25 protein-coding genes and 1 pseudogene are annotated in these 23,464 nt (G+C 64.2%); 9 read left to right on the top strand and 17 right to left on the bottom strand.

The genetic code is table 11. The annotated features are described in order from the left end of the window. Positions 1 to 45 precede the first annotated feature (45 nt). Both AB1Z25_RS20710 and AB1Z25_RS20715 read right to left on the bottom strand, forming a co-directional pair. Complete coding sequence (locus AB1Z25_RS20710; protein WP_107800992.1) at positions 46 to 573, bottom strand: hypothetical protein; 528 nt, start codon at positions 571 to 573, stop codon at positions 46 to 48. Further along, a complete protein-coding gene (locus AB1Z25_RS20715; protein ID WP_486636075.1) occupies positions 557 to 1,186 on the bottom strand; it encodes an SURF1 family protein in 630 nt (209 codons plus the stop codon). Before AB1Z25_RS20715 ends, AB1Z25_RS20710 begins: the two co-directional genes overlap by 17 nt. Before the next feature lie 91 nt (positions 1,187 to 1,277). Between AB1Z25_RS20715 and AB1Z25_RS20720 the strand changes: the two genes are divergently transcribed. Then, on the top strand, positions 1,278 to 1,475 hold the full coding sequence (locus AB1Z25_RS20720; RefSeq protein ID WP_019102806.1) for a DUF2909 family protein: 198 nt from the start codon (positions 1,278 to 1,280) through the stop codon (positions 1,473 to 1,475). Positions 1,476 to 1,532: 57 nt separating this feature from the next. Here the strand turns inward: AB1Z25_RS20720 and AB1Z25_RS20725 are convergent, their stop codons facing one another. From AB1Z25_RS20725 to AB1Z25_RS20755, 7 genes are all read right to left on the bottom strand, one after another. Then, positions 1,533 to 2,396, bottom strand: coding sequence for a cytochrome c oxidase subunit 3 (locus tag AB1Z25_RS20725; protein WP_227105548.1), 864 nt, complete (start codon positions 2,394 to 2,396; stop codon positions 1,533 to 1,535). A gap of 21 nt (positions 2,397 to 2,417) precedes the next feature. Further along, entirely contained in the window at positions 2,418 to 2,594 is a 177-nt protein-coding gene (locus AB1Z25_RS20730) for a DUF2970 domain-containing protein (protein WP_081544914.1), read from the bottom strand. Next, positions 2,591 to 3,148, bottom strand: a complete 558-nt coding sequence (locus tag AB1Z25_RS20735; RefSeq protein WP_253313901.1) for a cytochrome c oxidase assembly protein — start codon at positions 3,146 to 3,148, stop codon at positions 2,591 to 2,593. The genes AB1Z25_RS20730 and AB1Z25_RS20735 overlap by 4 nt, the downstream gene beginning before the upstream one ends. Before the next feature lie 10 nt (positions 3,149 to 3,158). After that, on the bottom strand, positions 3,159 to 4,796 hold the full coding sequence (gene ctaD / locus AB1Z25_RS20740) for a cytochrome c oxidase subunit I (RefSeq protein ID WP_107800996.1): 1,638 nt from the start codon (positions 4,794 to 4,796) through the stop codon (positions 3,159 to 3,161). Between the two features lie 38 nt (positions 4,797 to 4,834). Next, positions 4,835 to 5,887: a cytochrome c oxidase subunit II gene (coxB, locus tag AB1Z25_RS20745; protein WP_253313900.1), complete on the bottom strand. Its 1,053-nt coding sequence runs from the start codon at positions 5,885 to 5,887 to the stop codon at positions 4,835 to 4,837. Between the two features lie 240 nt (positions 5,888 to 6,127). Next, positions 6,128 to 6,766: a dethiobiotin synthase gene (bioD, locus tag AB1Z25_RS20750; RefSeq protein WP_107800998.1), complete on the bottom strand. Its 639-nt coding sequence runs from the start codon at positions 6,764 to 6,766 to the stop codon at positions 6,128 to 6,130. Positions 6,767 to 7,063: 297 nt separating this feature from the next. Further along, a complete protein-coding gene (locus AB1Z25_RS20755; RefSeq protein WP_107802039.1) occupies positions 7,064 to 8,872 on the bottom strand; it encodes a 2-isopropylmalate synthase in 1,809 nt (602 codons plus the stop codon). 235 nt (positions 8,873 to 9,107) lie between these two features. On the opposite strand from AB1Z25_RS20755, the gene asd reads away from it, so the two are divergent. Next, positions 9,108 to 9,950: an archaetidylserine decarboxylase gene (gene asd, locus AB1Z25_RS20760; RefSeq protein ID WP_486636076.1), complete on the top strand. Its 843-nt coding sequence runs from the start codon at positions 9,108 to 9,110 to the stop codon at positions 9,948 to 9,950. Positions 9,951 to 10,078: 128 nt separating this feature from the next. On the opposite strand, the gene ilvC is transcribed toward asd, so the two are convergent. The 3 genes from ilvC to ilvB are packed head-to-tail and all read right to left on the bottom strand — an operon-like array spanning position 10,079 to position 13,424. Then, positions 10,079 to 11,095, bottom strand: coding sequence for a ketol-acid reductoisomerase (ilvC, locus tag AB1Z25_RS20765; protein ID WP_048407995.1), 1,017 nt, complete (start codon positions 11,093 to 11,095; stop codon positions 10,079 to 10,081). 59 nt (positions 11,096 to 11,154) lie between these two features. Continuing rightward, positions 11,155 to 11,646 (bottom strand): acetolactate synthase small subunit, encoded by a 492-nt coding sequence (gene ilvN / locus AB1Z25_RS20770; protein ID WP_019101853.1) that lies wholly within the window; start codon positions 11,644 to 11,646, stop codon positions 11,155 to 11,157. Between the two features lie 11 nt (positions 11,647 to 11,657). Further along, a complete protein-coding gene (ilvB, locus tag AB1Z25_RS20775) occupies positions 11,658 to 13,424 on the bottom strand; it encodes a biosynthetic-type acetolactate synthase large subunit (RefSeq protein WP_107801000.1) in 1,767 nt (588 codons plus the stop codon). 195 nt (positions 13,425 to 13,619) lie between these two features. On the opposite strand from ilvB, the gene AB1Z25_RS20780 reads away from it, so the two are divergent. The 4 genes from AB1Z25_RS20780 to AB1Z25_RS20795 are packed head-to-tail and all read left to right on the top strand — an operon-like array spanning position 13,620 to position 15,477. Next, positions 13,620 to 14,186 carry an RNA polymerase sigma factor gene (locus AB1Z25_RS20780; RefSeq protein ID WP_107801001.1) on the top strand — a complete coding sequence of 189 codons (567 nt, stop codon included), beginning with the start codon at positions 13,620 to 13,622 and terminating at the stop codon, positions 14,184 to 14,186. Next, positions 14,183 to 14,548, top strand: a complete 366-nt coding sequence (locus AB1Z25_RS20785; RefSeq protein WP_107801002.1) for a DUF3619 family protein — start codon at positions 14,183 to 14,185, stop codon at positions 14,546 to 14,548. Before AB1Z25_RS20780 ends, AB1Z25_RS20785 begins: the two co-directional genes overlap by 4 nt. Then, on the top strand, positions 14,541 to 14,930 hold the full coding sequence (locus AB1Z25_RS20790; RefSeq protein WP_235085878.1) for a DUF3106 domain-containing protein: 390 nt from the start codon (positions 14,541 to 14,543) through the stop codon (positions 14,928 to 14,930). Before AB1Z25_RS20785 ends, AB1Z25_RS20790 begins: the two co-directional genes overlap by 8 nt. Next, entirely contained in the window at positions 14,917 to 15,477 is a 561-nt protein-coding gene (locus AB1Z25_RS20795) for an RDD family protein (protein ID WP_235085876.1), read from the top strand. Before AB1Z25_RS20790 ends, AB1Z25_RS20795 begins: the two co-directional genes overlap by 14 nt. Here AB1Z25_RS20795 and AB1Z25_RS20800 read toward each other — a convergent pair whose 3' ends face one another. Further along, positions 15,478 to 16,371, bottom strand: coding sequence for a LysR family transcriptional regulator (locus AB1Z25_RS20800; protein WP_486636077.1), 894 nt, complete (start codon positions 16,369 to 16,371; stop codon positions 15,478 to 15,480). Between the two features lie 112 nt (positions 16,372 to 16,483). On the opposite strand from AB1Z25_RS20800, the gene AB1Z25_RS20805 reads away from it, so the two are divergent. Then, positions 16,484 to 16,912: a carboxymuconolactone decarboxylase family protein gene (locus AB1Z25_RS20805; protein ID WP_107801006.1), complete on the top strand. Its 429-nt coding sequence runs from the start codon at positions 16,484 to 16,486 to the stop codon at positions 16,910 to 16,912. A 132-nt stretch (positions 16,913 to 17,044) separates the two neighbouring features. Beyond that, positions 17,045 to 17,542 (top strand): MarR family winged helix-turn-helix transcriptional regulator, encoded by a 498-nt coding sequence (locus AB1Z25_RS20810; protein WP_107801007.1) that lies wholly within the window; start codon positions 17,045 to 17,047, stop codon positions 17,540 to 17,542. A gap of 91 nt (positions 17,543 to 17,633) precedes the next feature. Here AB1Z25_RS20810 and AB1Z25_RS20815 read toward each other — a convergent pair whose 3' ends face one another. Further along, on the bottom strand, positions 17,634 to 18,275 hold the full coding sequence (locus AB1Z25_RS20815) for a lytic transglycosylase domain-containing protein (RefSeq protein WP_107801008.1): 642 nt from the start codon (positions 18,273 to 18,275) through the stop codon (positions 17,634 to 17,636). Between the two features lie 7 nt (positions 18,276 to 18,282). Then, a complete protein-coding gene (locus AB1Z25_RS20820; protein ID WP_235085872.1) occupies positions 18,283 to 19,992 on the bottom strand; it encodes a proline--tRNA ligase in 1,710 nt (569 codons plus the stop codon). A gap of 309 nt (positions 19,993 to 20,301) precedes the next feature. Between AB1Z25_RS20820 and kup the strand changes: the two genes are divergently transcribed. After that, the gene (kup, locus tag AB1Z25_RS20825; protein ID WP_107801010.1) at positions 20,302 to 22,167 is read left to right on the top strand and encodes a low affinity potassium transporter Kup; all 1,866 of its coding nucleotides are present in this window, start codon (positions 20,302 to 20,304) and stop codon (positions 22,165 to 22,167) included. A 62-nt stretch (positions 22,168 to 22,229) separates the two neighbouring features. Here the strand turns inward: kup and ampD are convergent, their stop codons facing one another. Then, entirely contained in the window at positions 22,230 to 22,817 is a 588-nt protein-coding gene (gene ampD, locus AB1Z25_RS20830) for a 1,6-anhydro-N-acetylmuramyl-L-alanine amidase AmpD (RefSeq protein ID WP_486637355.1), read from the bottom strand. A 48-nt stretch (positions 22,818 to 22,865) separates the two neighbouring features. Next, positions 22,866 to 23,249, bottom strand: a pseudogene (locus tag AB1Z25_RS20835) (GNAT family N-acetyltransferase); the annotation flags it as partial. Positions 23,250 to 23,464: the final 215 nt, after the last annotated feature.

The raw sequence follows: 23,464 nt of genomic DNA on the forward strand, positions 1-23,464 counted from the left end.
AACTGCGGATGTCGCGGGCCGCGCGGGCGCCGCGGCTTAACGAGCTCAACCGATGCCGTTATTGGTTTTCAGCACGCGGCCTATTTCCTGGATCACTTTCTTGGGATCGGCGGCGTCGGGATAGAACAAGACCTGGTTGCCCAAGGGGTCCACCAGGTAGTAGCCGCCGCCGTCGACGTCCGTCTGCGCGGTTTGCACGATGTGGGTGGCGTCCACCTCCTCGTGCGCGGCGCTCTCCTGCCAGCCCAGCCGGGTCAGACGGCCGGCGGCCTCGCCCTGCGCGCGCTGGATCTGGCGCATCGCGAAAAAGCGCTGCTGGCAGCGTGTCTGGCAGCCCGGTTCTATCCTGGCCGCCAGTACCCATTTGCCGCGCGGCCATCCTTGCGCGCCGGTCAGCGCGAACGGCCGCGTCGGCAGCAATTGGCCGTAGCTCTTGCCGCCCTGCGGCGGCATCAGCCGGTAAGCCGCCCAAGAGGCGAGCACCGGCGCCAGGCAGATGGCCGCCATCAGCAGCAGCTTGAGCCGGCCACGGCGCCGGGACGGCTCGGGGGACGCTTCATCGACGCGGCTCATGGGAACGTCTCCTCAGCGAATGCAAGGACAGCAGCAATAACAGGCCCAGCAGCAGCCACTGCGCCGCATAGGCGTAATGGCGCTCCGGCATGAATTCCGGCAGCACCGGCCAATGCCGCAGCGGGTCCGGCGAGTGCTCCAGCACCACCACGCCCTGATGCCAATGGCCGGGGTAGCGCTGGCGCAGCGCGGCCATGTCGATGGCGTCGACGCGGCCCTCCACGCCGGCCACCGCGCCGGGCAGCACGAAGTGGCGCGGCAGCGGCATCCAGTGTCCGCGCAAGGTCAGCGTTTTCGGATCGACGGCGGGCGGCGTCACGCCGTCGGCCAGCCAGCCCAGGTCCAACAGGGCCATCGCGCCGTCTTCCAACCGCCAGGGCTGCAGCATGCGCCGGCCCTTGACCTCGCCCAGATAGCAGTTTTCCAACAGCAAGGCCGGGCCGGCCGGCTGCGCGCCGGGCAGCGCCACCCGGCTGAATTCCGGCTGCGGGCGGGCCTCGCGATAAATCAGGCTGACCGGCGGCACGCCGATGGCGCTGGTCAGCGAGCGCAATAATTCGGCCTTTTCCTGCGCGCGCTGCCATTGCCAGGCCGCCAAAAAGAAAGGCAGCACCGCCATGGCCAATAAACACAGCCAAACCAGCCGTTTGCCGCTAGACTTCAAAGCTGTAGATCGACGGCCCAATCGACCGGGGGATTCCGCAATGAAACTTGTCATTCTGTTCTTGCTCGCCTGCATCGTGCTTGCCCTGTTCTGGGGCCTGACCGGCCTGCTGAAGTCCGATCAAGGCTCTCAACGTCTGGTTCGCTCCCTCACTTTGCGCATCGGCCTGTCCATCGGCCTGTTCCTGCTCTTGCTGCTGGGCGCGCTGTTCGGCTGGTGGCGCCCTCATCAAGCTTAGCCGAGCCGGCCGCCCTCGTCCCGGTGCGGCCCCTGGCCTTTGGTCCGGCCGCGCGGTTCACAGCCAGTAGACGAAGACGAACAGCAACAGCCACACCACGTCGACGAAGTGCCAGTACCAGGCCGCCGCCTCGAAGGCGAAATGATGCTGGCCGTCGAAATGCCCGCGCATCACCCTCAGCCACACCACCGCCAGAATGATGGTGCCCAAGAGCACGTGCAGGCCGTGAAAACCGGTCAGCATGAAGAAAGTCATGCCGTAAGCGCCGGAGGCCAGGCTCAGATTCAACTCGCTCATCGCGTGGCCGTATTCGTACATCTGCAGGCAGAGGAACAAGCTGCCCAGCAACACGGTCAACAGCAGCCCCAGCTTCAATTGCGCGCGCCGGCCTTGCAGCAGCGCCCAATGCGCCCAGGTCACCATCGCGCCGGAACTCAGCAGGATCAGGGTATTCAGCGCCGGCAGGCCCCAGGCCCCCATCGCCTGATAGGGCTTGGTGATGCCCGGCCCGGTCAGCAGCGGCCAGGACGGCTCGAAATCCGGGTACAAGATTTTGTAGTCCATCTCGCCCAAGGTCGGCACCGACACCACCCGCACCCAGTACAAGGCGCCGAAGAAGGCGCCGAAGAACATCACCTCGGAGAAGATGAACCAGCCCATGCCCCAGCGGAAGGACATGTCTTCCTTGCCCTGGTAGTCGCCGTGCCGGCTTTCGCGGATCACATCGCCGAACCAGCCGAACAACATATAGATCAGTATCAGCGCGCCCACGCCCAGCGACAGCTTGCCCAGCGGCTGGCCGTTGACGGCGAAAGCCGCGCCCAAGCCCAGGCAGAACAGCGCCACCGCGCCCACCGCCGGCCAGCGCGATGGCTGCGGCACAAAGTAATGCGTCTGTTCCCGCTCGTTCGCTGTCGTCATTGCGTTCTCCCTGCACACCGATTAGGACGTGGCCAGCCGCACCACCAATAGCAACACACCGATAAAAGTCGCCGCCAGCAGCAGCGCGGTCAGTATCAGCTGCAGCGGCGAGAGCTTGCTGTCCTCGCGCGCGTCCGCCTTGCGGCGCACGCCGAAAAAGGCGGACAACACCGCCAAAACGCCTTGCCATGCCCTCATGAGCCCGCTCCCGCATTGCCCGGCACGTCAAACACGGTATAGGCCAGCGTGATGCTGTCTATTGAGGCCGGCAAGCGCTTGTCGACGACGAACACCACCGGAAAGCGTCTGGTTTCGCCGGGCGCGAAGGCCTGCTGGCGGAAGCAGAAGCACTCCAGCTTCTTGACGTACTCGCCGGCGGCGGCGGGCAGATAGCGCGGAATCGCCTGCCCCACCACCCGCTGACCGCTGGCGTTGGTGATTTCGTACTCCACTTGCACGAACTGGCCGGGCTTCACCTTGAGCCGGGTCTGCAAGGGCCGCACCTGCCACGGCAGGCCGGCCTGCACCGTGGCGTCGAAAGTCATGTCCACCTCGTGCGCCGCCGCGCCGCCGCTTGTCGCCGTGTCGTCCAGGCTGTCCGCCTTGACCACGTCGTTGAGGCCGGTGACTTCGCACACCACCTTGTACAGCGGGATCAGCCCCCAGGCGAAAACGAACATCAGCAAGGCCACCACCGCCAGTTTCTTCATCAGCTGGCGGTTGCTGCGGCCCTGCTTGGCGGCGGCTTCCATCGCATCGTCCTCAGTGGTGCTCGCCGCCGGTGCTGGACACCACCACGCCGTTTTCAATCACCTCCAGCTGCGGCGCTTCGGCGAAGCTGTGATAGGGCGCCGGGGTGGGAATCGCCCACTCCAGCGTATTGGCGCCCTCCCACGGATGCTGCGGCGCGGGCTTGCCGTGGCGCAGCGAGCGCAGGATGTTGTAGAGGAAGATCAACTGCCCCAGGCCGAACATGAAGGCGCCGATGCTGGCCAGCTGGTTGAACTCGGTGAATTGCAGCGCGTAGTCGGGAATCCGCCGCGGCATGCCGGCGAGGCCGAGGAAGTGCATGGGGAAGAAGGTGACGTTGAACCACAGCAAGGACCACCAGAAATGCAGCTTGCCCAGGCCCTCGTGGTACATCTTGCCCGTCATCTTGGGAAACCAGTAATAGATGGCGGAGAACAGGCTGAACAGCGCCCCGGCCACCAGCACGTAATGGAAATGGGCGACCACGTAGTAGCTGGCGTGCAGCTGGATGTCCACCGCCGCCACGCTGAGGGTGACGCCGGACAGGCCGCCTATGGTGAACAGCAGGATGAAGCCGATGGCGAACAGCATGGGCGTTTCAAACGTCATGCTGCCCTCCCACATGGTGGCCACCCAGTTGAACACTTTGACCCCGGTGGGCACCGCGATCAGCATGGTCGCGTACATGAAGAACAGCTGGGCGGTGGCCGGCATGCCGGTGGCGAACATATGGTGCGCCCACACCATGAAGGACAAGATGCCGATGCTGGAGGTGGCGTAAACCATGGAGGCGTAGCCGAACAAGGGCTTGCGGGCGAAGGTGGGAATCACCTGGCTGACGATGCCGAAGGCCGGCAGCGCCATGATGTAGACCTCGGGATGGCCGAAGAACCAGAACACGTGCTGATACAGGATGGGGTCGCCGCCGCCGGCGGCGTTGAAGAAATGGGTGCCGAAGTGACGGTCGGTCAACACCATGGTGACCACGCCGGCCAGGACCGGCATCACCGCGATGATCAGGTAGGCGGTGATCAGCGAGGCCCAGGCGAACATCGGCATCTTCATCATGGTCATGCCCGGCGCGCGCAGATTGAGGATGGTGACGATGATGTTGATCGACCCCATGATGGAGCTGACGCCCATGATGTGGATGGCGAAGATGGTCATGTCCATGCCCATGCCCATCTGGGTGGACAAGGGCGCGTACAGCGTCCAGCCGGCCGCCGCCGCGCCGCCGGGCACGATGAAGGACAGCAGGAGCAGCAGCGCCGCCGGCGGCAGCAGCCAGAAGCTCCAGTTGTTCATCCGGGCGAAAGCCATGTCCGGCGCGCCTATCATCAGCGGCAGCATCCAGTTGGCCAGGCCGGTGAAGGCCGGCATGATGGCGCCGAACACCATGATCAGGCCGTGCAGGGTGGTGAACTGGTTGAACAGCTCCGGCTGGAAGAACTGCAGGCCGGGCTGGAACAGTTCGGCGCGGATGCACAGCGCCATCACCCCGCCGGACAGGAACATGATGAAGGAGAACCACAGATACATCGAACCGATGTCCTTGTGGTTGGTGGCCGCCAGCCAGCGCATGATGCCGCGCGGGCGCTCGTGATGCCCCGGCGCGTGCCCGGCATGGCCGGCGTCATCGACAATTGCCATATCGCTCTCCTTGCATGGGTTCGCCGCCGCTCCCGGCCTCAGCCGGTGGCGCCGCGGGCCGCCTTGATCTCTTTGGGCTGCACCAATTCGCCGGTGTGGTTGCCCCAGGCGTTGCGCTCATAGGTGATCACCGCGGCGATGTCGGTATCCGACAGCTGCTTGCCCCAGGCTTGCATCGCCGGGTTTTTCTGACTGCCGAACAAGACGATGTGGATGTGCGCCGGCTTGTCGGCGATGGCTATCTTGGAACCGTCCAGCGCCGGGAAGGCGCCGGGCAGGCCCTTGCCGTTGGCCTGATGACAGGCGACGCAGTTCTGGGCGTAGACCTTTTCGCCGCGGGCTTTCAGATCGGCCAGCGTCCACACCTTGTTGGGATCGTCCGCCGCCGCGGCCATTTGCTTTTTCTTGGCTTCCAGCCACTTGGCGTAGTCGTCCGGCGTCTTGGCCTCCACCACGATGGGCATGTAGCCGTGGTCCTTGCCGCACAACTCAGAGCACTGGCCGCGATAGGTGCCGGGCTTGTCTATGCGAAACCAGCTGTCGCGCAGAAAGCCGGGAACCGCGTCCTGCTTGACACCCAGCTGCGGCACCCACCAGGAGTGGATCACGTCGTTGGCGGTCAGCAGCAGCCGCACTTTCTTGCCGGTGGGCACCACCAGCGGCTCGTCCACTTCCAGCAGGTAATTGACCGGTTTGGCCGCGGCGTTGGCGATGGCCTCGCGCGGCGTGGACAAATGGCTCATGAAGCCGAAATTATCGTCCAGATAGTCGTAACGCCACTTCCATTGATAGCCGGTGACCTTGACCGTCATGTCCTCGCCGCGCGTGCTCTTCTGCGACAACACCGCCTTGGTGGCCGGCCAGGCCATGCCGATCAGGATCAGCAGCGGAATCACCGTCCAGATGATTTCCACCGTGGTGTTTTCATGGAAGTGCTTGGCCTGATGGCCGGCGGCTTTGCGGTGGCGGACGATGGCGTACATCATCACCAGGAACACCAGCGCGAAGATGACGCAGGTGATCACCAGCAACATGGTGTGCAGGTCGTATTGCTGACGGGCAATGGGAGTGACGGGGGCTTGCAGATTCAACTCGGCCGCTGACGCGCAGGATATCGGCAGCCAACAGCAAAGGACGCGCATACAGGACATGGAGCCCCCCTAGAAATCCTCAACTGACATGAAATGGTGCTGACTGGTCCGGTCTATTCCCATGACCGGTTAATGGCATGCTAGAAAAAAAGGTCAAGGAAAACAAGAAAATGTCTTGCGGCAACGCAATAAAATATTACGGATGGGAATCGCTGCGCGCGCCGTTCCGCGCCCGGCGGCTCAGTTGGATTCGCCGGCCAGGTGCGGCACTTCCAGCAATAGCGGCGCCGGCATGTGTCTTTGCAGGGTTTCCAGGTTCTGCTCGTAGGCCTGTTGCTGCGGCACCACTCGATTGGCCACCCAGCCGGCCAGCGGCAGGCCGGCGTCCAGCACCGCGCGCGCGGTCAGCAAGGCGTGGTTGATGCAGCCCAGCCGCATGCCCACCACCAGAATCACCGGCAGTTGCAAGGCCTTGGCCATATCGGCCATGAACAGCCGGTCGGACAGCGGGGCCATCCAGCCGCCCGCCGCCTCCACCACCACCACGTCGGCGCAGGCGGCCAATTGCTGGTAATGGTCAACGATCACGTCCAGCCGGATGTCCACGCCGGCCTCGCTCGCGGCGATATGCGGCGACACCGGCGGCAGGAATCGATAGGGGTTCATCAGTTCCAGATCGGACTGGCCGGTGGCGGCGGTCAGCCGCGCCACGTCGTCGTTCCACCAGCTGCCGTCGGCCAGCAGTTCGCAGCCGGAAGCCACCGGTTTCATCGCCAGCACGCGCTTGCCTTCGGCCTGCCATTGGCGGATCAATTGCACGGCGACGTGGGTCTTGCCGATTTCGGTATCGGTGCCGGTGATGAAGAAGGCTGCGGACATGGGCGCTTTCCGTAATGGGGAAGGAGAGAGCTGGCAGTCTAGCGCCGGCCCGTCCGCGCGTAAAACGCAAAAACCCCGGCTCCGCCGCGCAACGACGCCGACCTCATGGGTCGGCTGTCCGCCGCGCGGCCTTGTGAGCCGGGGCAAAAAGGGTCGGCCTTGTGGGCCTGATGGACTTCACACTCGATAAAGTGAACTCCCTGGGCCGGACGGTCTAACGCTGACTGCACGCCGACAAGGACGGGATGGAAAACCTTGTCGACGACGCGCCGCGCTGGCCGCCTCGGCCGGAAAACCTCATACCAGCGCTTGTGCGTTCAGCTTTTGCTCCTGGTTCATCAATTTGTTCAAGGCCGACAAATAGGCCTTGGCCGAGGACACGATGATGTCGGTGTCCGCGCCCAGGCCGCTGACGATGCGGCCGTCTCGCGCCAGGCGCACCGTCACTTCGCCTTGGGATTCGGTGCCCTTGGTGATGGCGTTCACCGAGTACAGTTCCAGTTCCGCGCCGCTGGCGGCCACGCTTTCAATCGCCTTGAAGGCGGCGTCCACCGGACCGGAGCCGCTGGATTGGGCGCGGCGCTCTTCGCCGTGCGCCAGGAAGACGATGGAGGCCACCGGCGCTTCGCCGGTTTCGGTGGCGATCTTCAAGGACACCAGTTTGTAATCCTCTTCGCGGACGGTGCTGAACTCGTCCGACACCAGCGCGTGCAGGTCCTCGTCGAAAATCTCGCGCTTGCGGTCCGCCAGCTCCTTGAAACGGGCGAAGGCGGCGTTCAGCGCTTCTTCGCTGTCCAGCACGATGCCCAGCTCGATCAGCTTGGTCTTGAAGGCGTTGCGGCCGGACAATTTGCCCAGGGTCAGGCGGTTGGTGCTCCAGCCCACCGATTCGGCGGACATGATCTCGTAGGTTTCGCGGTGCTTGAGCACGCCGTCCTGATGAATGCCGGACTCGTGGGCGAAGGCGTTGGCGCCGACGATGGCCTTGTTGGGCTGCACCGGATAGCCGGTCACCGTGGACACCAGCTTGGAGGCCGGCACGATCTGGGTGGCGTCGATGCCGGTTTCCAGCGCGAACACGTCCTTGCGGGTGCGCACCGCCATCACCACTTCCTCCAGGCTGGCGTTGCCGGCGCGCTCGCCCAGGCCGTTGATGGTGCATTCCACCTGGCGCGCGCCGCCCAGCACCGCGGCCAGGCTGTTGGCCACCGCCATGCCCAGGTCGTTGTGACAGTGGGCGGACCAAACCACTTTGTCGCCGCCCGGCGTCTTGGCGATCAATTCGCGGAAGAAAGCCTCGGTGATGAAGGGCACCGCGTAACCGACGGTGTCCGGCACGTTCAGCGTGGTGGCGCCGGCCTTGATCACTTCGCCGAAAATGCGCGCCAGGAAGTTGATGTCCGAGCGCAGCGCGTCTTCGGCGGAGAACTCCACGTCGTCGGTGTATTCGCGGGCGATTTTCACCGCCGCCACCGCCGCCGCCACCACTTCGTCCGGGCTCATGCGCAGCTTCTTCTCCATATGGATGGGGCTGGTGGCGATGAAAGTATGGATGCGGCCGCGCGCCGCCGGCTTGATCGCTTCGCCCGCGGCGCGGACGTCGCGCTCGTTGGCGCGGGCCAGACTACAGACGGTGGAGTCCTTGATCACCTCGGCGATGGCGCGGATGGCGTCGGCGTCGCCCGGGCTCGCCGCGGCGAAACCGGCTTCGATGATGTCCACGCCCAGACGCTCCAGCTGGCGGGCAATCCGGATCTTTTCTTCCTTGGTCATCGATGCGCCCGGCGATTGCTCGCCGTCGCGCAAGGTGGTGTCGAATATATAAAGACGATTGCCCATCTGGCTATTTCTCCCTGGTCCCTGCATTGCAATTTCCGCGCCTGTCCCGACGCCGATCAGATAATCGTTGAAATCGAAGCGTTTACCCTGGCTGGCCGCCATCACCGCCAGCTTGTTGAGCTGGGCCAATGGCAGGCTGCCGCGTTCTCTCCATTTGTATATCGCCGCCCGAGTCACCGGCTCATCGGCGAACAAGCGATTCAGATCCTCAGCCAGCTGTCCCGGCCCGCCGAAGTCCGCAATCAAGCGTTCAATGTCCAATTGCATCATGTGCTCCCGCAGCAAATTTTGATCCAGCCTACCGGCAAGCAAGACATAAAGTCAAATCTGCATGCTGAAAACTGTGATTAAAACGTTACACCTGATGTCCAAGCCAAAAATATCGGACATTGTGTCTATTTTTGCCTGGCAATTGCCTAAGCTTTAAGCAAAGCGCAAGCGATCAGACGCCGGCAGATCGGTTATACTCTTGGGTTTAGTCAGATTGATCGAGGACAAACCAGTGTCCGAACGCCTGTTCGTGCTGTTGCAACATCTGATGCCCAAGCTGGCCATGACCCGGTTGGCGGGCCGCATCGCCAACTGGGAAGGCGGCAGCCTGACGCAATGGATCATCCGCCGCTTCATCGCCCGCTATCAGGTGGACATGAATGAAGCCGCCGCCAGCGATCCCTCCGCCTACGCCAGCTTCAACGCCTTCTTCACCCGCGCCCTGCACGCCGACGCGCGCCCGCTCTCGAGCGAACGGCTGGCGTGCCCGGTGGACGGCGCCATCAGCCAGTTCGGCCGTATCGAGCAGGGGCAGATTTTCCAGGCCAAGGGCCGCAGCTACTCCGCCCAGGCGCTGCTGGCCGGCGACGCCGAATCCGCGCGCCGTTTCGACGACGGCCATTTCGCCACCATCTACCTGAGCCCGCGCGACTACCATCGCATCCACATGCCTTGCGACGGCCGCCTGCTGCGGATGAGCTATGTTCCGGGCGAGCTGTATTCGGTGAACCCGGCCACCGCCCGCGGCGTGGACCGCTTGTTCGCGCGCAATGAACGCGTGGTCTGCCTGTTCGAGGGACAGGACGGACGGCCCTTCGCGCTGGTGCTGGTGGGCGCCACCATCGTCGGCAGCATGGCCACCGTCTGGCACGGCGTGGTCAATCCGCCGCGGCCGGGCCAGATCCGGCACTGGGACTACCGCGACCAGGACATCCGTCTGGCCAAGGGCGAGGAGATGGGCCGCTTCTTGCTGGGCTCCACCGTGGTCTTGCTGTTCCCGCAAGGCCCGCTGAGCTTCAACCCCGCCTGGCAAGCCGCCGGTGCGGTGCGCATGGGCGAGGCGATGGCCGACTGAAGGCTCTCACTCCAAACGCAACGGCGCCCAGGGCGCCGTTTTTCATGGGCCGGCCTTGCGTCCGCGCCGTCCACACGCAAAAAAGCCGGGAAATCTCCCGGCTTTGCTTAATGCGGCAGCCCGCGGACTCAGTTCTTGGACTGGTCCACCAGCTTGTTCTTGGCGATCCACGGCATCATCGCGCGCAGCTCGGCGCCCACTTTCTCGATCGGGTGATCAGCGGTCAGACGACGACGCGCGGTCATGCTCGGATAGTTGGTCTTGCCTTCCAGGATGAACATCTTCGCGTATTCGCCGGACTGGATGCGGTACAGCGCCTTCTTCATCGCGTCCTTGGTGGCGGAGGTCACCACTTCCGGGCCGGTCACGTACTCGCCGTACTCCGCGTTGTTGGAGATCGAGTAGTTCATATTGGCGATGCCGCCTTCGTACATCAGGTCGACGATCAGCTTCAGCTCGTGCAGACACTCGAAGTAAGCCATTTCCGGCGCGTAGCCGGCTTCCACCAGGGTTTCGAAGCCGGCCTTGACCAGCTCCACCGCGCCGCCGCACAGCACGGCCTGCTCACCGAACAGATCGGTCTCGGTTTCCTCGCGGAAATTGGTCTCGATCACGCCGCCCTTGGTGCCGCCGTTGGCCGCCGCGTAGGACAGGGCCACGTCGCGCGCCTTGCCCGACTTGTCCTGATAGACCGCGATCAGGGTCGGCACGCCGCCGCCCTTCAGGTATTCAGAGCGCACGGTGTGGCCCGGGCCTTTCGGCGCCACCATGATCACGTCGACGTCGGCCGGCGGCACGATCTGGTTGTAATGGATGTTGAAGCCGTGGGCGAAGGCCAGCGCCGCGCCCTTCTTCAGATTGGGCGCGATGTCCTTGCCGTAGACGTCCGGCTGCGATTCGTCCGGCAGCAGAATCATCACCACGTCGGCCTTCTTCACCGCCTCGGCCACTTCCTTGACCTTGTGGCCGGCCGCTTCCGCCTTCTTCCAGGAAGCGCCGTCCTTGCGCAGGCCCACCACGACGTCCACGCCGGAGTCTTTCAGGTTCTGCGCATGGGCGTGGCCCTGGGAACCGTAGCCGATGATGGCGACTTTCTTGCCCTTGATGATGGAGAGGTCAGCGTCTTTGTCGTAGAAAACTTTCATTTGCAATCCTTGATTTCGTTTGTTTAGGCGGCCCGGCCCTTGGCCGGCGCCCGCCTGCTTCAGATTTTCAGAACCCGCTCACCCCGACCAATGCCGGATGCGCCGGTACGGACCGTTTCCAGGATCACTGTGCGGTCCACCGCCTCGATGAAGGCGCCGAGCTTTTCGCTCGTACCGGTCAGCTCGATGGTGTAAGTCTTTTCCGTCACGTCGATGATGCGTCCGCGGAAGATGTCGGCCATGCGCTTCATCTCCTCGCGGTCCTTGCCGGTGGCGCGGACCTTGATCAGCATCAGCTCGCGCTCGATGTGCTCGGATTCATTGAGGTCTATCACCTTGACCACCTCGATCAGCTTGTTGAGCTGCTTGGTGATCTGCTCGATGACTTCGTCGGAACCGTGAGTGACGATAGTCATGCGCGACAGCGTCGGGTCCTCGGTCGTGGACACTGTCAGCGAATCGATGTTGTAGGCACGGGCCGAAAACAGGCCCACCACGCGGGACAATGCGCCCGCTTCGTTTTCCAGAAGAATGGATAGGATATGTCGCATACCGGCTGGCCTCAACACATATTGCCGTAGTCACGGTTGTTCTCGAAGGGCACGTTCTGCACCTCGCTCATGTGCTCGGGCAGGTCCATCTGATCCAGGCCCTTGCCGTTTTGCACCATCGGGAACACGTTCTCGGACTGGTCGGTACGGAAATCCAGAAACACCAGCCGCTCCTTCAGCTTCTGGCTGAACGCCTCCTTCAATACCGGCTCCACGTCGGCGGGGTCTTCCACCTTGAAGCCGATATGGCCGTAAGCCTCGGCGATTTTGACGAAGTCCGGCAAGGCGTCCATATAGGATTCGGAATAGCGCGTGCCGTAGAAGAACTGCTGCCACTGGCGCACCATACCCAGGTAGCGGTTGTTCAGCGCCAGCACCTTCACCGGGGTGTGGTACTGCTTGCAGGTGGACAGTTCCTGGATGTTCATCTGGATCGAGCCCTCGCCGGTGATGCAGGCGACGGTGGCGTCCGGATTGGCCAGTTGCGCGCCCATCGCCGCAGGCAGGCCGAAGCCCATGGTGCCGAGTCCGCCGGAGTTCAGCCACTGCTTGGGATTGTCGAACTTGTAGTACTGCGCCGCCCACATCTGGTGCTGGCCCACGTCGGATGTGACGATGGCCTTGCCGCCGGTGATTTCGTACAGCTTCTCCACCACGTACTGAGGCTTGATCAGCTCGGTGGACGGGGTGTACAGCAAACAGTTGTGGCCGCGCCATTCCTCAATCTGCTTCCACCAGCCGGCCAGGGCTTGAGCGTCCGGCTTCTGGCCGGATTGCTTCAGCAGGTCCAGCATGTCTTTCAGCACATGCTTGACGTCGCCGACGATGGGGATGTCCGCCTTCACCCGCTTGGAGATGGAGGACGGATCCACGTCGATGTGGATGATCTTCTTCGGCTGGCTGAGGAAGTGCGAGGGCACGCTGATCACGCGGTCGTCGAAACGCGCGCCTATGGCCACCAGCACATCGCAGTACTGCATCGCCATATTGGCTTCATAAGTGCCGTGCATGCCCAGCATGCCGAGGAACTGCGGATCGGAACCCGGATAGGCGCCCAGGCCCATCAGGGTGTTGGTACACGGCAAGCCCAGCGATTTGACCAGTTCGGTCACTTCGCCGGCGGCATTGCCCTGCACCGCGCCGCCGCCCACGTAAATAAAGGGGCGCTTGGCTTCCAACAGCAGGTTCACCGCTTTCTTGATCTGCCCCGGGTGGCCGCGGGTAGCCGGCACGTAGGAGCGGATATGCACGCTTTCCGGGTATTGGAATTCCGTGCGCTGCTGGGTGATGTCCTTGGGGATGTCAACCACCACCGGACCGGGACGACCGGTCTTGGCGATGTAGAACGCCTTTTTGATGGTAGCGGCTATTTCATTGACGTCCTTGACCAGGAAGTTGTGCTTCACGCACGGGCGGGTGATGCCCACCATGTCCACTTCCTGGAAGGCGTCCAGGCCGATGGCCGGAGACGGCACCTGGCCGGACAGCACCACCATGGGGATGGAGTCCATATAGGCGGTGGCAATGCCGGTCACGGCATTGGTCGCGCCGGGGCCGGAGGTGACCAGGGCCACGCCCACCTTGTCGCTGGAACGGGAGTAGGCATCGGCGGCATGCACCGCCGCCTGCTCATGCCTGACCAGCACATGTTTGAATTTGTCCTGCCGGAAAATGGCATCGTAGATTTCCAGCACCGCGCCGCCGGGGTAGCCGAAAACAAATTCGACACCTTCTTCCTGCAGGCAGCGGACAACCGCTTCCGCGCCCGATATCTGCATATCGCCTCTTGTCTTTGCGTTAGTTTCATCCCGTATCGGACGACCTTAGCGTATTGCTTTGAAACCGGTCAAGTGCTTTTGTGCAGGTGCAATATGCGTCTAAGCCTCGGTAAATTCAGGAAAAAAATCAGGCTTGGCCGAATCGGCGGCGCTCTGCTACCATCTTCTGTTGGCATCAACTCAAACTCTCATCCGATGGCTAGCCGCGAGGAAATGGCCGACTTCCTGGAGTCGGCGGAGAAACGCGCTTTCAAGCAGGCGTGGTATGCGGTCCAGAACGAAGACAGCGCATTGGATATCGTGCAGGACTCGATGATGAAACTGGCGGATCGCTATCCGCACGCCCCGGCGGCGGAACTGCCGCTGATCTTCCAGCGCATCCTGCAAAACACCATCCGCGATTTCTACCGCCGCAGCAAGGCGCGCCGTTTCGTCAGCACGCTGCTGTCTTCGCTGATCCCCGCCCGCGAGGAGGAGGACGGCCCGGACCCGCTGGAAGTGCTGGACGTGGCCGCTGACGAGGCGCACAGCAACCCCGAACTGTGGTGCGCGCGCAAGGAAACCGCCGTGTTGATCGAGGCCTCGCTGCAGTTGCTGCCCGCCCGTCAACGCGAGGCCTTTTTGCTGCGTTATTGGGAGGGTCTGGATGTCGCCGCCACCGCGCGCGTGATGGGCTGCTCGGAAGGCAGCGTGAAAACGCATTGCTCGCGCGCCAATCACACGCTGGCCGCCATCCTCGCGCAAAAGGGAGTGACGCTATGAAACCTTCCAATCCCCTGCCCGGCCATGTGTCCCGCGTGCTGGATCACGCCAGCGACGATCTCGACCCCGCGCTGGAACGCAAACTGCGCCAGGCGCGCGAACGCGCGCTGAGCCGCTTCGACGCCCATTCCCCCGGCGCCGCGCCCCCGCGCGAGCGGCTGGGCCTGTGGGCTCAACGCCATGTGTTGTCGCTCCGCCGCGGCGGCCTGGCCTTGGGCTTCGCGCTGTTGACCGGCGCCGGCATGATGCTGGCCGAAGACCTGCTGCTGGAGGAAGAAGCGGTGGACGCCGCGCTGCTGGCGCAGGATCTGCCCTTCGAAGCCTTGCTGGAACCGCATTTCAGCCGAGGCCTGCATGAATAGCGGCCGCCGCCTGCTGCTTGCCCTGTGCCTGAGCGGGCTGCTGACGCCGGCGGCCAAGGCCAGCCCGCCGGCCAACCCCAGCTGGGCGCAGTTGAGCGCGGAACAGCAACAGGTGCTGGCGCCGCTGGCCACGGAATGGGACCGCTACGCGCCGTATAAAAAGCAGAATCTGCTGGCCATCGTGCCGTCCTTCCAACAGCTGCCGGAGGCCCAGCGCCAGCGCGTGCAACAGAAGCTGAAAGCCTGGTCCGAGCTGAGCCAGCAGCAGCGCGACGAAATCCGCGCCAACTGGAAAGCCTTGCAGCAGATGCCGCCCGAACAACGCCGGCAGGCCATCCAGCGCCTGCAACAACAACATAAAGCCCAAGATGCCTCCCGCTGACGCCCCCGCCCTGACTCCTCCGACACTGAAACGCAGCCTGGCCAGCCTGTTCTACGAATTGCTGCTGGTCGCCGCGCTCTTGCTCACCGTCACCGCGGCGCTGACCCCGTTGCAAACGCTGATCGGCCAGGGGCCGCTGTTCAAGGCCCTGCTGAAAGGTGTGCTCGCCGTCGCGCTATTCGGCTACTTCGGCTATTGCTGGGTGCGCAGCGGCCAGACCGTGGCGATGAAGACCTGGCGCATCAAGCTGGTCAACGCCCGCGGCGGCGGCATTGTCTGGAAGCAGGCGGCGGCGCGCTACCTGATCGGCCTGACCTTGTTCGTCGGCATGCCGGCGGTGTCCTACCTAGGCTGGGCCAATGCCTACGGCCACCAGCCGCAGGCGCTGTGGCTGGCGCTGAGCTGGTGCCTGGTGCCCTTCCTGGCCAAGTTCTACGACCGCGACAAACTCTTCCTGCACGACAGACTGGCCGGCACCCGGCAGATCGTGCTGCCCAAGCCGCCGCATCCGGGCAAGAAGCGGCGCGGCGAGCCCACGCCGGGCTGACTAAGCCCGCGCCAGCAAAGGCTCTGTCTCGGCGAACTCCGCCAGAACGTCCAGCAAGACCCGCACCCGCGCCGGCGGATAACGCCGTTGCGGCCATACCGCGTACACCGGCTGCGCCGGCATTTCCCAGCCGGCCAAGACCTGCCGCAAGCCGCCTTCCGCCAACTGACGGTGGCACAGGCTATGGGGACAGACGGCAACGCCGACGCCGGCCTCGGCCAAGCGGCGCGGCAGCAGCATATCGTTAACCCGCAGCCGCGGCGGCGGCAACTCCCATTCCGCGCCGTCGTCCCGGCGCCGCAAATGCCAGCGCTCGAACGGCTCCGCCACCAGCAAGGCGTGACGCGCCAGCGCCTCCGGCGTCCGCGGCTCGCCTTGCGCCGCCAGATAGGCCGGCGCGGCCACCAGCAAAGTGCGCACCCAGCCCAGCCGCCTTTGGTTCAAGCTGGAGTCCGGCTGCTCCCCTACCCGCAAGGCCAGGTCCGCCATGCCGCTGAGCAGGTCGTCGATGGCGTTGTTCAGATGCAGCTCCAAGCGCAAGTCCGGATAGTCTCTGAGCATCCGCCGCCACACCGGCACCAGGACGTCGTTGCCCAGACTCAGCGGCGACAGCACCCGCAGCACGCCCTTGACCTGGTGCAGCGAATCGGCCAGCGACGCGGCGGTCTGGCTCAGCGATTGCAGCAAGGGCCGGCATTGCTCGTAGTACTGCCCGCCTTCCGCCGTCAGCTCCATCCGCCGCGCGCTGCGGTGCAGCAGGCGACAGCCCAACTCCCGCTCCAGCGCCTGCAAGCGCCGCGACAGGGTGGCGGTGGGCACGCCTAGCCGCCGAGCGGCGGCATTCAGGCTGCCGGCGTCGACAATGCTCACGAATAACTGCAGATCATCCAGCATGATTTCATTTTTGGAATTTGAATTCGATATTTTAAGTCTATTTACATAAATGATTTTTGCCTAGACTGGCCTTGCAGCTCGCCGCTGCGACTCTCTCTTGAAAGGAATTGCCATGTCTCTGCGCCTGCCCTACACCCAACTGTCCCCCGCCGCCTACCAAGGGCTGGCCAGCGTCAAAGCCAGCCTGCAGCACAGCAGCCTGGGCCTGCCCTTGATCGAGCTGGTTTACCTGCGCGTATCCCAGATCAACGGCTGCGCCTTCTGCCTGAAAATGCACGCGTCGGCCCTGCGCGCCAGGGGGGAAAGCAATGAACGCATCGATTCTCTGGCCGGCTGGCGCGTCAGCGAGTTGTACAGCGCCCGCGAACGCGCGGCGCTGGAATGGGCGGAATCGCTGACCGACATCGCCGTCACCCAGGCGCCGGACCAGCACTATCTGCCCTTGCAGGAACACTTCAGCCCGGAAGAAGTGGCGGACCTGAGCTTCGCCATCGCCCTGATGAACGCCTTCAACCGGCTGGCGGTCAGCATGCGTCAGTAAGCGCGCTTCCCGCTGGTGCGGGTGATGACTGAAGACTATTATTTCACGTGAAGATAAACTAACTTCAAGCCGTGCTAATCTCTGCGCCCGGTAGTCATCCAGTTGTCACCCACACATCAGGAACCGTCAGTGATGCAACAAGCACCAGACCAGATTGACCGTATCGTGGCCCTGTGGCGCGAGGTTCGCCCGGACTTGGACCCGTCCTCCACCGAAGTGGTCGGCCGCATTGTGCGAATGGAGTACTTCGTCACCCGCCGCGTACTGCACGATTTGGCGCGCCACAATCTGAATGTCGGCGAATTCGACGTGTTGGCCGCGCTGCGCCGCGGCGGCGAGCCGTTCCAGCTGTCCCCCAATCAACTGCAAGGCATGGTGCTGATTTCCTCCGGCGCGCTGACCAACCGCATCAATCGTCTGGAAGAAGCCGGCCTGGTGACCCGCTCGCCGGACCCGGGCGACCGCCGCGGCGTGATCGTGACGCTGACGCCCAAGGGCTTCGAGGTGATCGAGGACGCCGTCGGCAACCATCTGTCGGCCGAGGCCGAGTTGATCGAGATGCTGGACGCGGAAGAACGCGCCACGCTGGCGCGCTTGCTGAAAAAGATGCTGCAAACCCAGGAGGATTGAAATGCGCGCGCCCTCCTGTAGCCTGCCGCGCTGAGCGGACAAAAAAAACCGGCCTGGATTCCAGAGCCGGTTTTTTTTTTGCATCCGCGCTTCAGCGCAGCAGCGGCGGCGCGGCGCCCGCCGCCGCCGTTTTCACCGGCAGCGGCGCCACCCAGTGCCAGCGGCCTTTCCAGGCCCCCATCACCAGATTGGGATACTCGGCGCGGCCCAGGCTGCCGTTGTAGCGGCCCAGCGCGCGGAACAGATTGCCGCGCTCGATATCCAGGTAGTAACGCAGAATGGTGCAGCCGTAGCGCAGATTGGTGGTGAGATCGAACAGATTGTGCTGCGCATTGCCTATGCTGCGCACCCAGAACGGCATCACCTGCATCAACCCGCGCGCGCCGGCGCCGGAGATCGCGTACTTGTTGAAGCCGCTTTCCACCTGGATCAGGCCCAGCACCAGCTGCGGGTCCAGGCCGGCGCGGGTGGCCTCGTAATGGATGGCGGTGAGCAGACGCTCGCGCGTCCATTTATCCGGAATCCGCTTGGCCAGCCGGCTGGACATCTCTCCCAGCCAGGCGTCGGCCTCGCGCTGGTCGTCGAACACCAGCCGCGGCGCGTTGGCGTCCGACACCGAACGGCGCATGGTGGAAGCGACGTTGGCGGCCAGCGCCTCTTCCTTCTGCGCGCCGGCCCACGCCGGCATCGCTGCCAGCGCGGCCAACAATACGACGATGCCGGATCGGATCATAAGACGGTCACAGCCCCAGTTTGGCTAGCACTTGTTCCAGCATAGCATCGGCGGCCAGCGCGCTGGCCTCCGCGTCGCGACGGTGCTGGTACTCGACCTTGCCTTCCTTCAGGCCGCGGTCGCCGATGGTGACCCGATGCGGCGCGCCGATCAGTTCCCAATCGGCGAACATCGCGCCCGGGCGCTCGCCGCGGTCGTCCAGGATCACGTCCACGCCCTTGGCCAGCAGGCCTTGGTACAAGGCGTCGGCGGCGGCCTTCACCTCGGCGGAACGGTCATAGCCCACCGGGCAGATCACCAGGGCGAACGGCGCGATGGCGTCCGGCCAGATCATGCCCTTGTCGTCGAAGTTCTGCTCGATCGCCGCGCCCAGAATGCGGGTGACGCCGATGCCGTAGCAGCCCATCTCGAACGGCTTGGGCTTGCCGTCCTCGTCCAGGAAGGTGGCGTTCATCGCTTCCGAGTACTTGGTGCCCAGATAAAACACATGGCCCACTTCGATGCCGCGCTGGATCGCCAGCTCGCCCTTGCCGTCCGGCGAGGCGTCGCCGGCCACCACATTGCGGATGTCCATCACTTCCGGCTCCGCGCAATCGCGGCCGAAGTTGACGCCGGTGTAGTGCTGATCGTCCTCGTTGGCGCCGGTAATCATGTCGGCCATCTTGGCGACGGTGCGGTCGGCGATGACGCGGCCCTTGAAGCCCACCGGGCCCAGCGAGCCGGGATTGGCGCCGAAGGCGGCCTTGATCGCGGCCGGCGAGGCGAAAGTCAGCGGCTTCTTGATGCCGGCGATCTTCTCCGCCTTGACTTCGTTCAGCTCGTGGTCGCCGCGCACCAGCAACAGCACCGGCTGATCTTCGTCGCCGTCCACCACCACCGCCTTGACGGTCTGCTTGACGTCCACGTTCAGGAAGCCCACCAGATCGGCGATGGTCTTGACCTTGGGCGTGTGCACCTTGGCCATGGCCGCGCCGGCGGCCGCGCGTTCGCCGGCCGGGGCCACGGCTTCGGCCAGTTCGATGTTGGCGGCGTAGTCGGAACCCGGGCAGTAGACGATGGCGTCCTCGCCGGTGTCGGCGATCACCTGGAATTCATGCGAGCGGTCGCCGCCGATTGCGCCGGTATCTGCGGCGACGGCGCGGTAGCTCAGCCCCAGGCGGTCGAAGATGCGGCAGTAGGCGGCGTACATATTGTCGTAGCTGACGCCGGCGGCGTCGGCGCTGCGGTCGAAGGAGTAGGCGTCCTTCATGGTGAACTCGCGGCCGCGCATCACGCCGAAGCGCGGGCGGCGCTCGTCGCGGAACTTGGTCTGGATCTGGAAGAAGTTCTTCGGCAGCGCGCGGTAGCTGCGCAGCTCGTTGCGGGCGATGTCGGTGATCAGCTCCTCGGCGGTGGGCTGCAAGGCGAAATCGCGCTCATGGCGGTCCTTGAAGCGCAGCAACTCCTCGCCCATCTTGTCCCAGCGGCCGGTTTCCTGCCACAGGCCGGCCGGTTGCACCACCGGCAGGCTGACTTCGATTGCGCCGGCGCGATTCATCTCTTCGCGCACGATGTTTTCCACCTTGCGCACGCTGCGCAGGCCCATCGGCATCCAGGAGTAAATGCCGGCGGCCACTTTGCGGATGAAGCCGGCGCGCATCATCAGTTTCTGGCTGGCGATGTCGGCGTCGGCGGGGGCTTCCTTCAGGGTGGAAATGAAAAACTGCGATGCGCGCATGATGCGTCCTTGGCAATACGGTGTAATTGAGGGCTTGATTGTAGCGTTTGCCGCGCCTCGCGGCCAAGCCTTGCGCCGGCATCGCCGATTTGCGCTATAAAGATGCGTGTCCCGCCCCCCGCCGGCTACCCCAGATGCGGCCGCCGCGCAAGCAGACAGCCCGGACTCTGTCGTTTTACGAGAACACATCTCGGCTCTTGCGCGGCCTTTGCTTGGCTTACCCAGACCTCTGGAGTAATCTGCGCGCTCAAGAACCACCGATATTGCTGTGCAGCAATATACGGTGACGAACAATTCCATTGGATGCTTATGCAGGATCACAACAAACAGGCCATGGCTGGCCTGACCCTGGCCGCCTTGGGCGTGGTATACGGCGACATCGGCACCAGCCCGCTGTATACCCTGCGCGAATGCTTCACCGGCCAGGGCATCCCCACCACCCCGGAAAACATCTTCGGCATCTTGTCGCTGATCTTCTGGTCGCTGATTTTCGTGGTTTCCATCAAGTACGTGGCCTTCGTGCTGCGCGCCGACAACCGCGGCGAAGGCGGCATCATGGCGCTGATGGCGCTGGCCCGTCATTACACCACTCACGCCGCGCGCTGGAAGATCGTGCTGCTGGGCTTGTTCGGCGCGGCGCTGTTCTACGGCGACGCCATCATCACCCCGGCGGTGTCGGTCTTGTCCGCCGCCGAGGGCATGGAGCTGATTTCCCCGGCGATGGAAAGCTATGTGCTGCCGATGGCCATCGGCGTGCTGACCGGCCTGTTCCTGCTGCAACGCTTCGGCACCGCCAGCGTCGGCCTGCTGTTCGGCCCCATCATGCTGGTCTGGTTCTCCGTGCTGGGTCTGCTCGGCTTGCACCAGATCGTTCAAGCGCCGCAAGTGCTGCAGGCGCTCAATCCCTACCACGCGCTGCACTTCATCGGCCACAACGGCTGGGGCTCCTTCCTGACCCTGGGCTCGGTGGTGCTGGCGCTGACCGGCGCCGAGGCGCTGTACGCCGACATGGGCCATTTCGGCAGCTCGCCGATCCGCCGCGCCTGGTTCAGCCTGGTGCTGCCCGGCCTGGCGCTGAATTATTTCGGCCAGGGCGCGCTGCTGATGCAAAACCCGGCGGCGATCAAGAATCCCTTCTTCCTGCTGGCGCCGGACTGGGCGCTGCTGCCGCTGATCGTGATGGCGACGCTGGCCACGGTGATCGCGTCGCAGGCGGTGATTTCCGGCGCCTACTCGCTGACCCGCCAGGCCATCCAGCTGGGTTACTGCCCGCGGCTGGAAGTGCAGCACACCTCGGAAAAAGAGATCGGCCAGATCTATATGCCCTTCATCAACTGGGCGCTGCTGATCGCGGTGATGGTGGTGGTGCTGACCTTCAAGACTTCGTCCAGCCTGGCCGCCGCCTACGGCATCGCCGTCACCGGCACCATGCTGATCACCACCTGCCTGTTCTTCGTGGTGGCCCGGGTCAACTGGCGCTGGCCGCTGCCGCTGGCGCTGGGCGTCACCCTGATGTTCGCCACCATAGACCTGGGCTTCTTCAGCGCCAACATCCATAAAGTGGCCGACGGCGGCTGGCTGCCGCTGGTGCTGGGCATGGTGATCTTCACCCTGATGAGCACCTGGAAGCAGGGCCGCGAGCTGCTGTTCACGCGCCTGCGTGACCAGGCGCTGCCGCTGGACAGCTTCATCGAGAACCTGGAAGCCTATCCGCCGACGCGGGTGCAAGGCACCGCGGTGTTCCTGACCAGCACCTTGCACGGCGTGCCGCACGCGCTGCTGCACAATCTCAAGCACAACAAGGTGCTGCACGAGCGGGTGGTGTTGATGACGGTGCGCACCGAAGACGTGCCCTATGTGGCGGAAGAAGACAGACTGGAGATCGTGCAGATGTCGGCTTCGTTCTGGCGCGTGGTGGCCCGCTACGGCTTCAAGGAAGACCCGAACGTGCTGCAGGTGCTGGAAGACTGCACCGCCCAGGGCCTGGCCTTCGAGCTGATGGACACGTCCTTCTTCCTGTCGCGGGAAACCATCGTGTCCACCGAGCGTCCGGGCATGTCTCGCCTGCGCGAGAAGCTGTTCGTGTGGATGAGCAAGAACGCGATGCGCGCCACCGACTTCTTCCAGGTGCCGACCAACCGGGTGGTGGAGCTGGGCGCGCAAGTCGAGCTGTAAGCCCTCCCGCCCCGCTCCCAAGCCGGACCGGCCCTGCCTGTCCGGCTTTTTCGCGCCTGACTCTAGCGTTGCAGGCCGCTGTCCGCCTCCGCCCGCGCCCAATCGAAGAACGGGCCGGGATCGGTCTTGCGCCCCGGCGCGATGTGCTCGTGGCCGATAATGGCGCCAAGCGGCAGCTTGCTCCGCAATGCCCGCGCCAGCGCTTGCAGCGTCCGGTATTGCGCCTCGCTGAACGGCTCGAAATCGCAGCCTTCCAACTCCACGCCGATGGAAAAATCGTTGCAGCGCTCACGCCCCCGCCAGCTGGACACGCCGGCATGCCAGGCGCGCCGCGTCACCGGCACGAACTGCTGCAGCTCGCCGGAGCGACGAATGAAGAAATGGGACGACACCCGCAGATGCTGGATTTCGGCGTAGAACGGATGCTCGTCAGGATTCAGCCGGTTCTGGAACAGCTGTTCCACGCCCAAGCCGCCGTAGCGATACGGCGGCAGGCTGATGTTGTGGATCACCAGCAGTTCCGGCGCCATGCCCTCGCCGCGTTCATCGTGATTGGGCGAGGGCAGCCGGCGCGCGCCGTCCAGCCAGCCGTCTTCCAATAATTGCAAAGCAGGCGGCGGGGGCGGCTGATAATTCAAACGCCACAACATCAAGCCGTCCGGCGTGGACCAGCGCTGCTCGGCGACGAAACCGGCCTTGCGGTACAAGGACAACGCGGCGATATTGACCTCGGCGGTGTCCACGCTGACCTCGCTCTCGCCCACCAGTGCCCGGTTCAGCAGGCGATAGCCCCAGCCGGCGCGCAGCTGTTGCGGATCCACCACCACTCTTTCGATATGCAGACCGCCGTCCTCGCGGCGCGAGGCCACCAGCAGGCCGCGCAGGCTCTCGCCCTCGAACGCGCCCCAGACCGCGTCGGCGCAGGCCCGCGCCGCGGCCAGATCGGCCCACAGTAAAGGCAGGTGCGGATAGGACAGCCACTCCGCCTCCAGGCGGTGGGCGGCCAATTGCAGATCCAAGGCGCGCGCGGCCAGCGCGGCGTCCCTCAAATCCAGGCTTTTCACTTCAAACGGGGCTTGCATTCACTCTCCCTGCGCGCGTAACCGATGCAACAATCCGGTAACTGGAACAGTCCAATATCGCACTTGTTTTCTGAGGCCCTACGCGGTATCAAGAACAACCGGGGCGGACAAGCCTTCATCCTGCATTCTACCGCTCCCGCCCGGCGGAAGGCTCGCCTTGCTTGAGCCGAATCATGGCCGCGGCCCGTTCCATGCCGCAGAATGCAGGCCGTCAC

Source organism: Chromobacterium sp. HL1 (genome assembly GCF_057418835.1).

Bases quoted from the DNA above. Each gene is read 5' to 3' on its own strand.
- AB1Z25_RS20795 (WP_235085876.1), top strand. From the start codon at position 14,917: ATGCCTCCCGCTGACGCCCCCGCCCTGACTCCTCCGACACTGAAACGC.
- AB1Z25_RS20810 (WP_107801007.1), top strand. From the start codon at position 17,045: ATGCAACAAGCACCAGACCAGATTGACCGTATCGTGGCCCTGTGGCGC.
- AB1Z25_RS20725 (WP_227105548.1), bottom strand. From the start codon at position 2,396: ATGACGACAGCGAACGAGCGGGAACAGACGCATTACTTTGTGCCGCAG.
- AB1Z25_RS20820 (WP_235085872.1), bottom strand. From the start codon at position 19,992: ATGCGCGCATCGCAGTTTTTCATTTCCACCCTGAAGGAAGCCCCCGCC.
- AB1Z25_RS20785 (WP_107801002.1), top strand. From the start codon at position 14,183: ATGAAACCTTCCAATCCCCTGCCCGGCCATGTGTCCCGCGTGCTGGAT.
- ilvC (WP_048407995.1), bottom strand. From the start codon at position 11,095: ATGAAAGTTTTCTACGACAAAGACGCTGACCTCTCCATCATCAAGGGC.
- AB1Z25_RS20790 (WP_235085878.1), top strand. From the start codon at position 14,541: ATGAATAGCGGCCGCCGCCTGCTGCTTGCCCTGTGCCTGAGCGGGCTG.
- AB1Z25_RS20720 (WP_019102806.1), top strand. From the start codon at position 1,278: ATGAAACTTGTCATTCTGTTCTTGCTCGCCTGCATCGTGCTTGCCCTG.
- bioD (WP_107800998.1), bottom strand. From the start codon at position 6,766: ATGTCCGCAGCCTTCTTCATCACCGGCACCGATACCGAAATCGGCAAG.
- AB1Z25_RS20800 (WP_486636077.1), bottom strand. From the start codon at position 16,371: ATGCTGGATGATCTGCAGTTATTCGTGAGCATTGTCGACGCCGGCAGC.
- AB1Z25_RS20730 (WP_081544914.1), bottom strand. From the start codon at position 2,594: ATGAGGGCATGGCAAGGCGTTTTGGCGGTGTTGTCCGCCTTTTTCGGC.
- ilvN (WP_019101853.1), bottom strand. From the start codon at position 11,646: ATGCGACATATCCTATCCATTCTTCTGGAAAACGAAGCGGGCGCATTG.
- AB1Z25_RS20780 (WP_107801001.1), top strand. From the start codon at position 13,620: ATGGCTAGCCGCGAGGAAATGGCCGACTTCCTGGAGTCGGCGGAGAAA.
- AB1Z25_RS20710 (WP_107800992.1), bottom strand. From the start codon at position 573: ATGAGCCGCGTCGATGAAGCGTCCCCCGAGCCGTCCCGGCGCCGTGGC.
- AB1Z25_RS20755 (WP_107802039.1), bottom strand. From the start codon at position 8,872: ATGCAATTGGACATTGAACGCTTGATTGCGGACTTCGGCGGGCCGGGA.
- AB1Z25_RS20815 (WP_107801008.1), bottom strand. From the start codon at position 18,275: ATGATCCGATCCGGCATCGTCGTATTGTTGGCCGCGCTGGCAGCGATG.
- ctaD (WP_107800996.1), bottom strand. From the start codon at position 4,796: ATGGCAATTGTCGATGACGCCGGCCATGCCGGGCACGCGCCGGGGCAT.
- ampD (WP_486637355.1), bottom strand. From the start codon at position 22,817: ATGTTGTGGCGTTTGAATTATCAGCCGCCCCCGCCGCCTGCTTTGCAA.
- AB1Z25_RS20805 (WP_107801006.1), top strand. From the start codon at position 16,484: ATGTCTCTGCGCCTGCCCTACACCCAACTGTCCCCCGCCGCCTACCAA.
- kup (WP_107801010.1), top strand. From the start codon at position 20,302: ATGCAGGATCACAACAAACAGGCCATGGCTGGCCTGACCCTGGCCGCC.
- ilvB (WP_107801000.1), bottom strand. From the start codon at position 13,424: ATGCAGATATCGGGCGCGGAAGCGGTTGTCCGCTGCCTGCAGGAAGAA.
- AB1Z25_RS20735 (WP_253313901.1), bottom strand. From the start codon at position 3,148: ATGGAAGCCGCCGCCAAGCAGGGCCGCAGCAACCGCCAGCTGATGAAG.